Source organism: Solwaraspora sp. WMMB335 (genome assembly GCF_049179075.1).
Classification (GTDB): domain Bacteria; phylum Actinomycetota; class Actinomycetes; order Mycobacteriales; family Micromonosporaceae; genus Micromonospora_E.
The window spans coordinates 5,869,365-5,881,944 of record NZ_JBMHMF010000001.1; the positions used below are offsets into that span (position 1 = coordinate 5,869,365).

Genomic DNA, 12,580 nt, shown 5'->3' on the forward strand with positions numbered 1-12,580 from the left:
GACCTGGTCGTCAGTTCGCCGGTGCCGGTAGGTCCACGGCGGGCCGGGGCTCGTCGACCGGCGGGTAGCCGGCCGCCCATTCACGGCGGGCCCGCCAGACTCCGACCCAGTCGACGCCACGGGAACGGTCCCGGCCCAGGATCGTCTTGCCCACCGCGCGTAGGCCAACCCCGGTGACCAGCAGCGCGACTCCGGCCCGGGCACGCCACGGTGACCAGTTCCGGCGCAGGTAAGTGGCCTTGCCGCGAAGGATCCGGATGCGTTGCCCTTCCGAGCTGGACGACGCACCGACCGTGTGTACGACCTGCGCGGCCGGGTTCACCACCGGGCGGGCGCCCAGCGCCCGGGCCCGGGTGCTCAGATCGATGTCCTCGCTGTAGAGGAAGTACTGCGGGTCGAAACCGCCGAGGCGGCCGAAGAGATCGCGCTCGACCAACAGCAGGCAGCCGGACAGCGCGGGTACCTCGCGTACGCTCCGTCGGTCGTAGCCGACAAGGGCCTCCGGATCGGCCCAGGCCCGACCGCGAAACGCCGTGGTCAGACCGCTCGCGAAGCCGAACGTGCTCCACAGGCTGGGCATGCCCCAGCAGGAGTAGTTGTCGTCCGTGCCGTCGGGGTGCAGCGTCCGGCCGGTGTACAGGCCATGGCCCGGATGCTGGTCGGCGAAGGTGACGAGCTCGGTCACCGGGTGACCGACCGGCACCGTGTCCGGGTTGAGGCAGAGCAGGTAACGACCGGAGCTGACCATGGCGCCGCGGTTGACACCTCGGCCGAAACCGACGTTTTCGGTGAGCCGGACCAGGCGTACCTGCGGAAACTGGGCCGCGATGGCATCGGCGGAGCCGTCTGCCGAGGCGTTGTCGACCACAACGACCTCTGCGCAGACGTCCGGTGTCAGGCTTGCGTGCAGCTCGGTCAGGCAACGCAGGATCAGCTCACGGGTGTTGTACGAGACGATGACGATCGAGACGTCGGGCCGGTCCATCACGGTTTCCTGACGCCGACCGGGCCGGTGACGACCGACCGGGCGGCCATCGAGCCGGCGGTGGCTGATGGGGTGGCCACCGAGCCGGCCTGGTGGCCACCTTCCGGGCTGCGGGGCGCCGGGATCCGGCGGGTGATCGGGGGTGTCGGTGCCGGCTGCGGTGCCGGACGCGTACCACGCCGCAGCCGGGCCTGCACGCCGCCGCCGAGCAGGTGCAGCGCGTACGGTACGTCGTGGACGAGGTAGCGCCGCACGAGTCGCTGCGGTTCGCCGGCCAGCCGGTGCACCCACTCCAGTCCGGTGCGCTGCATCCAGCGCGGGGCACGGCGGTGCACCCCGGCCACGAAACCGATCGCCGCGCCGCAGCCCATGAACCAGGTCCGGGGCAGCAGCGGGCGCAGCCGGGCGATTAACCGCTCCTGCTTGGGAAAGCCCAGCCCGACGTAGACGAGGTCCGGCTGGGCGGCGGCCACTTCGGCACAGATCTGCGCGAGCTGTTGCTCGCAGCGGTCGAACCCGAACGGCGGGCTCATCTCACCGGCGACAGCCAGTCCGGGGAATCTGCTGCGGAGTACGGCCGCCGCCTGCATGGCGGTGCCTGGCTCCCCGCCGAGCAGGTAGACCGAGCGACCGTGCTCGCCGAGTGTCCGGGACAGGCTCCAGATCAGGTCGGAGCCGGGCACCCGGGCGGGGAGCGGCCGCCGGTACAGCCGACTGGCCCAGATCAGGGGAGCGCCGTCTGCTACTACCAGCGATGACGACTCTATGTGTCGACGGCACTCCTCATCGCGGCTGGCGCGGCGCAGGATGTCGACGTTCGGGGTGATGATCTGGCCGCCGACGCCGGCTTCCAATGCGGTCACGACGTGGTGGAGGACATCGGCTTCGCGAACGGGGTCGAAAGCGACGTTACCGAGAGTGACGCGATGCCTATCCGCAGTAATGAAGTCCTGATCCTGAGGCACATGAGCACGGTACTCGGCGCGTTCGTCGGACGGATGGGCCATCCGGTGTCAGCTAGGCGATAGTGAGGTTGCCCATTCGACCGGTTGTCGTATCCCCCGTGAATGGAACCATCGTGGCTGTGCAGCAGATCACCGTCATCATGCCGGCCTTCAACGAGGAAGCGGGGATTGGCGCGGTCTTGCGCGCAATGACCGAATCCCCGGGGTTCGGGCCAGACATCGAGATTATCGTGGCGGCCAACGGCTGCACCGACCGCACGGCGGAGGTCGCGCGCTCGTTCGGAGTCCGGGTGGTGGAGATCGGCACTCCATCCAAGATCGCTGCGCTCAACGCCGCCGACGCCATCGCCGGCGGCGACGTACGGGTGTATCTCGATGCGGACATCGCCGTCCCGGCGGAACTTCTACGGGCCTTGGCGGCGGCGATCGCCGAACCGGGGGCGCAAGCGGCGGCGCCCCGACCGGTGATCGACACGTCGGACGGAAGTTGGCCGGTGCGGGCCTACTATGCGATCAATTCCCGCCTGCCGGTCTTTCGTGGTCGGCTGTTCGGCCGAGGTCTGATCGCGCTGTCCGCCGAGGCGCGTGCGCGATTTACCGACTTTCCGGACATTATTGCGGACGACATGTTTCTGGACGCCGTGGTGCGGTCCGAGGAGAAGCGTGACGTCGATCTCCCGGTCCGGGTGGTGGCACCACGGCGTACCGGTGACCTGATTCGGCGGGTGGCGAGATCCCGTGCCGGCAACGTCGAATTCTGGCATTTCGTTCGTACCGATCCGCGCGGTGCCGAGTTGGCCCTGGATCCGGTTCCCGGGGCGAGTCAGTGGTCCTGGTTGCGCCGAGTGGTAATCGCCGCACCACGGTTGGTCCCGGCGGCGTTCTGCTATGTCGCGATTACGGTTCTCGCCGAGTTCAAGCGCCGTTCTCCCGGGTGGAACGTTCGTTCGGGATGGGGTCGCCCAGCCGCGACCGTCGTCGCTTCGTCGGGAGCCGCGGCATCGAATGATCGGCAGGTTTCCACGTCGACTCCAGTCGATGTTCCTGGGTGGTCTTCCGATGTGGACGACGAACGGATCGCCCGCGGTTGAGTCGAGGGCGGGCGGCAGCCTGGCGGCGTGCCCGTGACGTCAGCTGGCAGCGAATATCCGAGGTGAGTGGATTTCACCATTCGCGTTGCTCGTGCCGGTGCGCCGAGTCATGCCACCTTGCCATAAGAGAACATTAAGTTCCTTGGGCAGCCCAGGTCGCTGGGTTACGGTCGGCCTCGGTCCCGAACGGCCGGCGCGGTTTGCTGCCAGCTCACCGGGGCCGCAGTGCCTGGGGGAGATCCATCTAGCGCAGTACCGACAGCGGACCATGTCCCGAGAGGTGTACATCTCGTGGTGAGCAAGGATTCTTTCGACACGGGCGGGGGGCGGGACGACCTGTTCCCGGAGTCGTCCATGGGCGCTTCGCGCGGTTTACCTGTTTCGCCGCGTGCGCGACGGGCGGGCGACCGGCCGTCGCCGCGGCCGACGCGTGGCGCGAACGATCCCGTGACCGACCCGCACAGTCCGGCCCGGCCCGGTTACCAGTCAGGCGCTGCGGGCGCCGGGCGGCACGCCTCTCCCGGTCGTCGCCGGCTTTCGGCTGGTCGTCGACGTCCGACCGGACGTCGTGGCCGGATCATGATGATCGGCGCGGTAGTGCTCAGTTTCCTCGCGACCGCGACCGTGGTCACCGCCTCGTCCGCGTACCAGCAGGTGGACGGCTACACGTTCTTCGCCGAGGCGGACGTCTCCAAGGCCGAAATCGACCCGGACACCAAGCCGGTCGAGCTCGGCCTGCGCTTCCGGTCGAGTAGCGACGGGACGATCACCGCGGTTCGGTTCTTGAAGGCCAAGGGCGATCGCAGCGCGCACCGGGTGAGCGTGTGGAACGCCGAAGGCAAGCGGCTGTCCACCGCGACTCCGGTCCGGGAGTCCCGCTCCGGCTGGCAGCACGTGACGCTGCCGGAACCGGTCGACGTCACCGCCGGCCAGATGTACGTCGTCTCCTACCACACCGCCCGCTACCGGGCTACGCAGCAGTACTTCTCGCGCAAGTTCGACACCGGCCCGCTGACGACGGTCGGCGCCGCCGGTGTCTACGCCTACGGATCCGGTGGTTTCCCGGAGCAGACCTGGGAAGGCAGCAACTACTGGGTCGACCTGGCGTTCCAGCCGGCGGCCGAGGAGGGCGGCCCGGCGCCGCAGCCCAGCCCGACGGCGTCGGCGTCGCCAACGGCGGTGCCCAGCCCGACGCCGTCGGCCAGCCCGTCGGCGAGCCCGACCACCTCGCCGCCGCCGGTGGCGCCGCAGCCCACCGCGACCGCCCCGGCGCTGGACCTGCCGCGGGTCGCCTGGGCCGGCGGACCGTCCTACTACTCGGCGTTCCCGCAGGCGAAGACCTCTGGGTGGACCGATGCCAGCTTCTTCCCGATCGGGGTCTGGTTCGAGGGCGTCTACACCCAGAGCGAGATCGACAAGGACAAGGACGTCGGTCTCAACACCTACGTGGTGCTGACCGACCCGTCAGACCTCGGGTTGATCCGGCGCAACGGCATGACCGCGATGACCATGGGCTCGCACAGCGGCCAGGGCAACGAGAGCATCGGCTGGGTCCTGCAGGACGAGGTCGACATGTGGGGTGGCGCCGGCAACGGCACCTGGAACGGGAAGTATCCCGGCCAGGGGCATCCCTGTGTCACCGCGGGCAAGCACGACTGCGGCTTCGACGTGATGAACAAGCTGACCGATCGGCTGCCCGACCGTACCCGGATGCGGTACACCAACTACGGCAAGGGCGTCATGTTCTGGCAGTCGGACACCGACGCCGCCCGGTTCGTCAACGACTACACCGACATCCTCTCCAACGACATCTACTGGTACACCGACCCCAACGTCTGCTACTCCTCCTCGGAGGGGCCGAGCATGGGGGTCAACGCCAGCAACTGCCGTCGGGCAGCCAACTACGGGCTGACCATGGATCGGATGCGTGAACTCGACGCGGCGGACGGCAAACACCAGCCGATCTACGCCTTCGTCGAGGTGGGTCACCCGTTCACCGAGAACGACGCACCCACCATCAACGGCAACCAGATCGCCGGTGCGGTGATGAACTCGGTGATCCACGAGGCTCGCGGGATCATCTACTTCAACCACAACTTCGGCGGCTCCTGCATCTCGCAGCACGTGCTGCGGGACACCTGCGGGCGGGCGGTACGCCCGGCGGTCGCCGCGCTGAACAAGCAGATCACCACGCTCGCCCCGGTGCTCAACACCCAGTCGTACGAGTGGGAGTTCAGCCCACGGATGGACACCATGCTGAAGGCGTACGACGGCTCGTACTACGTCTTCGCCATGCTGGGCCGCAACGGGGCTCCCGGCCCGCAGCAGTTGAAGCTGCCCGCCGGGATCGACGCGGACACGGCCGAGGTGCTTTTCGAAGACCGTACGGTGAACATCTCGGATGGCACGATTTCGGACAACTTCGCCCAGGAGTTCACGTATCACATCTACAAGATCACACCCTGATGGTGTGCGGTAGCTGTCTGGAGTGATGGTCGGTGTCAGAGGGCCGGGCGGTGCGTATCAGCACCGCCCGGCCCCGCCGTTTCGACACCTTTGTATGGCCGACTGGTGACCGACTCCGACTGGCCGTCGCGTTCGTGACGCGGCTAGGTCGGCTACGGTCGGCGTGCTGGGCAGTCTCAGAAGATCGGGTACGAGCCGTGACAACCCGGCCTTGCGGATGCCCGCCGCCCGCCGGGACACTGGACGCGCTGCGCCGGCACGCGGGGCCGCATGCCTGGTTCGCCTTGTTCGACACAGCCTGGTTATCTTGAGTCGCCCCCTGGTTCCCACGAGAGGACAGCAGTGGATTTTTGGGACCTCACCAAGCTGTTGTTTCGGCGGTGGTACATCGCCACACCGCTGCTGCTCCTCGCTGTCGCCAGCACCGGCCTGGCGGCCGCCACGATCGAACCCGACTACGTCGCGACCAGTTACGTGCAGCTGATCCCGCCGACCGGCTCCGCCGCCGAGGATCCCGACGCCGATCCGGCTCCTCGGAATCCGTGGTTCGACCTGGGCCTCGGTTCGCTCAGCCGGGCCGCGATCATCACCGTGCAGGACCAGACCGTACTGGACCAGTTGGACGAGGACGGCTACAGCACGAACTTCACGATCGGGTTCGACACCCAGCTGCCGGTCATCACCTTCGAGGTGATCGGTGATACCGAGCAGCAGGCGACCGAGACCAGCGAGGAACTGGTCAGGCGGTTCAGCGAGAGTGTCGCCGCCCTGCAGAGCGAGTACGGCGTCTCCGGTGACCAGTCGATCACCACTCGCCGGTTGGATCTCGGCGACAACCTGAAGGAATCGACCTCGAAGATCAAGCGGGCGCTGGTGGCGATCGCTGCCACGGGTGCGCTGCTCAGCGCCGGTGTCACCGTCGCTATCGATGCCTGGCTGCGTCGTCGGGCCCGCCGCCGGGCCGTGGCCGCTGGCCAGGGCAGTGCCGCCGGACCGCCGTCCGGACCCGCAGCGACCGGCATGGGACCGCAGTCGGCAGGCGTCGCGGCGTCGCCCGGTGCCGAGGCCGAGCGTACGTCGGGTCGCCCGACCCGGATCTGGCAGCCGGTGTCGGTCCAGCCGGTCGCCGGCGCCAAGCCCGGTCCCGCGGTCCCGGCCGGTGCCGATCCCGGCGGACGGGTGGGTGCCATCGACCTTCCGGTGGCCGGCGCCGCGCCGGTCTCTCCCGCCGCGCCGGTCGCTGGCGGTCCCCCGACCATGGCGGGCGGTACCCCGACCGCCGAGACGTCGACCGTCGGCGGCGGGCAGGTACCGCCACCGCGCAAGTCCGGCGGCGAGTACCGGTCCAGCATGAGCAACACCGACCAGGAGGCCGAGCCGCAACAACGGACGCCGGCAAGCGACGACACCGCGGTGATCGCGATCCAGTCCGACGACGCGACGATGGTCCTGCCCCGGACCAGCGGTGACTTCTGGGCAGCCCGGAGCAACGGGAGCAAGTCACATTGACCGCCCCGGCGGCGGTGCACCCGGCCGACTTCGAACCATCGCTGGTAGCTGAGCGCACCTACATCTCGCGGCGTCGATTCACCCGGATCGACGCCGCGATGGTGATCAGCCTGATGGTCATCTTGCTGACCTTGGTCCCGGCACGGCTGATCGTGCCCAACATGACTGATCTGGGGCGTCCTGCCCTGATCATCGGCATGTTGCTGTTCGTCTGGTGGATGGTCGCCCGGCTCAATCCGCGACTCGTCCTGCTCGGGCCGCAGCCGATGCGTTGGGCGGTCTTCGGCTACCTGATGTCGGTCCTGATCTCGTACCCGATCGGTCTGCTGCGCGGGCTCACCAGCATCGAGGCGAACAGCGCGGACCGGGCGTTGCTCACCGCGGCGGTCTTCGTGGGCGTCATCCTGATGACCGCCGACGGCTTGCCGAACTGGGCCCGGATGAGATCCGTCCTGCAGGTGTTCGTCTGGTGCTGTAGCGCGATGGCGGTCATCGGGCTCATGCAGTTCATCCTCTACATGGACGTCACCCAGTTCATTACGATCCCTGGCCTGCAGGCCAAGGGCTGGGTTCCGGAGCTGGAGATCCGCGGTTCGGGTATCCGGGTGGCCAGTACCACCTCGCACTACATCGAGTTCAGCACGATCATGGCGATCGCGCTGCCGTTCGGCATCCACTTCGCGGTGTTTTCGGCGACCCGGCTACGGCGACAGATGTTCGCGATCGCGGCGCTGTGTATCGCGGCCGGTGTGCCCGCCACCATGTCCCGGACCGGCTTCATCGGCCTCGGCATCGTTGTGCTGGTGATGCTGCCGATCTGGGGTTGGCGGATGCGTTACAACATGCTCGCGCTCGGCACCTGCATGGTCGCCGGGATGATCGTGGCCAAGCCGGCGGTCTGGAGCACGATCAACGGCATGTTCGCCGGAGCGGCGGAGGATCCGAGCATCACCGCTCGGACCAAGCGGTACGAGATGTGGAACTACTACTTCGCCCAGCGTCCCTGGTTCGGCCGGGGGACCGGCACCTGGGTGTGGCCGCAGTACCAGTACCTGGACAACCAGTGGTTGGCGACCGCGCTGACCAACGGGCTGGTCGGTGTGAGCATGCTCGCCGCGCTGCACATCACCGGCATCGTGCTGGCCATCATCGCCATGCGTCGCTCGGTCACGTATGCCGACCGGCACTTGTGCGCAGCCTTGATCGCGTCCCAGTTGGTCGCAATTTTCGTCGGAGCGACCTTCGACTCGTTCAGCTTCAGCAGCTACCTGATCGTGCTTTCGCTGATGCTCGGACTTTGCGGCACCGTGTGGCGATTCACCCATCCGAAGCGCCAGGTCCGGACGTCGACTCCGTGGCTTGGTCGCGTTGGGTGACGCATTGAGTACCGAAAGTCCCTGAATCTGTCGTCGTGCGTACGTTCCGGGTCGTGTCGGCCTGCCCGATGGCGGTGTCCGATGTCCGAATGGCGGAGTGGTACCACCCGTGCCGGCCCAGGCATCGGGGTGGACGCACAATTGCGGTGGCGCCGGCCGGCATGGCAGCGTATGGGCAGTTGACCGGTCGCACAGGCAGGTCGTCGGCGAGCCGGAAGGCTTGCTTGAGTAACCCGATATAGAGACACATACATAGCTGACATGCCAGGGGAGGTCGGCCGTGCGTGCCGATTGGCGTAAACGGGCGTTCATGTGGTGGACACTGCTGCGTGAACTACGTCTCGTCGGGGGACCGAAACGGTCCCTGAGTGTTGCCGTCGCCGCTGCGGTGGTGCTCGGCATGCTTGTCGGCATCCCGCCGGCATCGGCTGCGTTCGGTCCGTGTGTCGAGCCGGTCAACCCGGTCGTCTGCGAGAACAGCAAGCCGGGGACGCCGGCGTCGGTGTGGGACATCAGCGGCGCGGGTGACCCGTCGATCCAGGGGTACGCGACGGACATCAGCGTCAACCTGGGCGATCAGGTGACTTTCAAGATCGATACCGACGCCGCAGACTACGCGATCAAGATTTACCGGCTGGGGTGGTACGACGGTGACGGTGCCCGGGAGTGGGCCACCATCTCTCCGTCGGCCAGCCTGCCGCAGCAGCAGCCAGCCTGCATCACCGACCCGACCACCGAGATCTTCGACTGTGGCAACTGGGCGCCCTCGGCCAGTTGGATCGTGCCCGCCGACGGGGTGTCCGGGGTCTTCATCGCCCGGTTGATCCGGAGCGACACCGGCGGCGAGAGTCACATTCCATTCATCGTCCGGGATGATTCAAGCACCTCGGACCTTTTCTTCCAGACCTCGGATACCACCTGGCAGGCGTACAACAACTACGGCGGTTCCGACTTCTACGTCGGTGGGGCGAACGGGCGGGGGTACAAGCTCAGTTACAACCGGCCGTTCGCGACCCGTGCCGACAACTCGGGGCGTGACTACCTGTTCAGCAACGAGTATCCGATGATTCGGTTCTTGGAGCAGAACGGTTACGACATCAGCTACACCACGGGCGTTGATTCCGACCGGCGTGGGGAACTGATCCAGAACCACAAGGTCTTCCTGTCGGTCGGTCACGACGAGTACTGGTCCGGTGCACAGCGGGCACATGTCGAGGCCGCCCGCGACGCTGGCGTGAACCTCGCCTTTTTCAGCGGCAACGAGATGTACTGGAAGGTCCGCTGGGAGGAGAGCCAGGACGGCGACGGGACGCCGTACCGGACCCTGGTCTGTTACAAGGAGACCTGGGCCGGTGCCAAGATCGACCCGGCTGCGGAATGGACCGGGACCTGGCGCGATCCGCAGTTCAGTCCGCCCAGTGACGGCGGTCTGCCGGAGAACGCGTTGACCGGCACGGCGTACAAGGCCAACCACAACGACATGCCGATCGAGGTGCCGGCCGAGCAGGGCAAGAACCGGTTCTGGCGGGGCACCGACGTCGCCGCGCAGGCTCCCGGTCAGGTGGCGACGCTGGCAGAACACACGGTGGGTTACGAGTCGAACGAGGATCTGGACAACGGGTTCCGGCCGGCCGGCCTGATCCGGATGTCCACCAGTGTCGGGTACACCCCGGAGTACCTGTTCGGGTTCGGCAACCCGGCTGAAGTGGCGGCCGGGGAGACCACGCACCACGTCACCCTGTACCGGGCCGGTAGCGGGGCACTGGTCTTCTCCGCCGGCACCATCCAGTGGGCGTGGGGCCTCGACACCCAGCACGACGGCAACCGACCACCGGTGGACGAGGCCATGCAACAGGCCACGGTGAATCTCTTCGCCGACATGGGCGTCCAGCCCGACACCCTGATGTCCTGGCTCACCCCGGCCGCGCCATCGACCGACACCCAGGCGCCGACCGCGGTCATCACCGCGCCGGCGGCTGGCACCACGGTCGCCCGAGGGTCGGTGGTCACGGTCAGCGGGACCGCCAGCGACGTCGGCGGCGGTCGGGTCGCCGGGATCGAGGTGTCCGTCGACGGAGGTACCCGCTGGCATCCGGCCGACGGCACGGACACCTGGTCGTACCAGTTCTACGCCAGCGCCCTGAACGACCAGCAGGTACTGGTGCGGGCGGTGGACGACAGCGCCAACCTGGGTGAGCCGTCGGCGCCGCTGACCCTCGACCTGACCGGGGAACACACCCTGTTCGGCGACCGGGTACCGGAGGAGCCGGTCGCCGGCAACGGCGACGCGTACGAGCTCGGCGTCCGGTTCTCGACAGCGACGGACGGGCTGGTGACCGGTATCCGGTTCTACAAGGGAGCCGGCAACACCGGAGAGCACCATGGCCGGCTCTGGACCTCCACCGGGACGCTGCTGGCCGAAGGGACCTTCACCGGCGAGTCGGCCACCGGCTGGCAGCAGTTGGTCTTCTCGTCGCCGGTGCCCGTCGCCGCCGGCGTCGAGTACGTCGCCTCCTACTTCGCCCCGAACGGGCACTACCCGGCTGATCTGTACGCGTTCAGCGCCGGCGACTGGCAATCCGGTCCGCTGACCACGCCGCGCTCGGTCGCCGGGCAGCGCAGCGGGCTCTACACCCCGGGTTCCGGGTTTCCGACCGAGTCGTACAAGGACACCAACTACTACGTCGACGTGACGTTCGCGGTGAGTGCCGCTACGCCACCGGTCGTGACCTCGGTCACCCCGCTGCCCGACGCGACCGGTGTGCCGGTGTCGACGACGCTGTCGGCAGCTTTCTCCAAGGAGATCGATCCCGGGTCGATCGAGTTCGCCGTCACCGACGACGCGGACACGACGATCGCCGGGACGACCAGCTACGAGGCGTCGACCCAGACCGCGACCTTCACCCCTGCCGAACCGCTCTCCTCCACCACCGCGTACAGCGTGTCGCTGACCGCCGAAGACGATGAAGGCGTCGCGATGAGCTCCCCGATGGCGTGGTCGTTCGTGACCGACCTCGATCAGACACTGGTCACCCTGTTCCCGTCGGAGTCGACGCCCGACAACCTCTCCGTCGCCGACGGCAACGCCGTCGAACTCGGTGTTCGGTTCGTTGCCGGAGCCGAGGGCAGTGTCGTCGGCATGCGGTTCTACCGTGGCCCGGCCAACACCGGTTCACACAGCGGCTCGCTGTGGTCCGGCAGTGGACAACTGCTGGCCCGGTTGACGTTCGACAATCCGAACGGCATCGGGTGGCAGATCGGCATGTTCGACAGTCCGGTGCCGTTGACGCCGGGAGAGACCTACGTGGTGTCGTACCACGCGCCGAACGGCTACTACTCGTCGACGTCCACCTATTTCGACAGCGAGTACGTCAACGGGGCGCTGAGCGCACCCGGCGGTACGAACGGCGTGTACCGGTACGGTGGCAGCAGCTTCCCGAGTGACAGTTGGCAGTCGACCAACTACTGGGTCGATCCGATCTTCGCGCCGGACGCTGGTAGCGACCCGGATCCGGACCCGGATCCGACCGGCTCGCCGTCGGATCCTCCGAGGACCGGACCCTCGTCGACCCCGAGCCCCGACGACCCCTCGCCGACTCCGGAAGCCTCCCCGAGCGGCTGGTCGGACCCGAGCCCGACGCCCTCGCCCTCGCCGGAGCCGAGCGTCAGCCCGTCACCGGAACCCAGCCCGGATCCGGGCGGTGCGACCATCTTCGGTCCGACCGCCACCCCGGACACGGTCAACTGGCCGGACCACAACGCGATCGAGGTCGGAGTGCGGTTCACCGCCGACACCGACGGGGTGGTCACCGGGGTGCGGTTCTACAAGGGCTGGCAGAACGGTGGTACGCACGTCGGCTCGCTCTGGACCGAGACCGGTACCCTGCTGGCGACCGCCCAGTTCGCCGACGAAACCGCAAACGGATGGCAGACAGTAACGTTCAGCCAACCGGTTGCGATTAGCGCCGGATCGACTTATGTCGCCTCGTACTTCACCCCCGTAGGCTTCTACGCGGTCACCTTGAACACCTTCTCCGGGGTGGGGCTGGACCAGCCGCCGCTGCACGTGCCGGCTTCCGGCGCGGTCTACCGCTACGGTGGCGGGTTCCCCAGCGACACGTCGGTGCACAACTACTGGGTCGACGTGGTGTTCGAGCCGGACGAGGAGTAGCCGGTACGGGTGCTCGA

At 67.7% G+C, this 12,580-nt stretch carries 7 protein-coding genes; 5 read left to right on the forward strand and 2 right to left on the reverse strand.

Annotation, left to right across the window (positions count from 1 at the left end; translation table 11 throughout):
- Window positions 1-10: 10 nt before the first annotated feature.
- Window positions 11-985: a glycosyltransferase family 2 protein gene (locus tag ACN27F_RS25590; RefSeq protein WP_421437682.1), complete on the reverse strand. Its 975-nt coding sequence runs from the start codon at window positions 983-985 to the stop codon at window positions 11-13.
- Window positions 985-1,848, reverse strand: coding sequence for a WecB/TagA/CpsF family glycosyltransferase (locus ACN27F_RS25595; RefSeq protein ID WP_421437684.1), 864 nt, complete (start codon window positions 1,846-1,848; stop codon window positions 985-987). The genes ACN27F_RS25590 and ACN27F_RS25595 overlap by 1 nt, the downstream gene beginning before the upstream one ends.
- A 221-nt stretch (window positions 1,849-2,069) precedes the next feature.
- Between ACN27F_RS25595 and ACN27F_RS25600 the strand changes: the two genes are divergently transcribed.
- From ACN27F_RS25600 to ACN27F_RS25620, 5 genes are all read left to right on the forward strand, one after another.
- Window positions 2,070-3,041, forward strand: coding sequence for a glycosyltransferase (locus ACN27F_RS25600; protein WP_421437686.1), 972 nt, complete (start codon window positions 2,070-2,072; stop codon window positions 3,039-3,041).
- A gap of 582 nt (window positions 3,042-3,623) precedes the next feature.
- Window positions 3,624-5,507 (forward strand): DUF4082 domain-containing protein, encoded by a 1,884-nt coding sequence (locus ACN27F_RS25605; RefSeq protein WP_421437688.1) that lies wholly within the window; start codon window positions 3,624-3,626, stop codon window positions 5,505-5,507.
- Window positions 5,508-5,849: 342 nt separating this feature from the next.
- The gene (locus tag ACN27F_RS25610; protein ID WP_421437690.1) at window positions 5,850-7,016 is read left to right on the forward strand and encodes a hypothetical protein; all 1,167 of its coding nucleotides are present in this window, start codon (window positions 5,850-5,852) and stop codon (window positions 7,014-7,016) included.
- Window positions 7,013-8,392 carry an O-antigen ligase family protein gene (locus ACN27F_RS25615; protein ID WP_421437692.1) on the forward strand — a complete coding sequence of 460 codons (1,380 nt, stop codon included), beginning with the start codon at window positions 7,013-7,015 and terminating at the stop codon, window positions 8,390-8,392. Before ACN27F_RS25610 ends, ACN27F_RS25615 begins: the two co-directional genes overlap by 4 nt.
- A gap of 280 nt (window positions 8,393-8,672) precedes the next feature.
- Window positions 8,673-12,563, forward strand: a complete 3,891-nt coding sequence (locus ACN27F_RS25620; protein WP_421437694.1) for a DUF4082 domain-containing protein — start codon at window positions 8,673-8,675, stop codon at window positions 12,561-12,563.
- The last annotated feature ends 17 nt before the right edge of the window (window positions 12,564-12,580 follow it).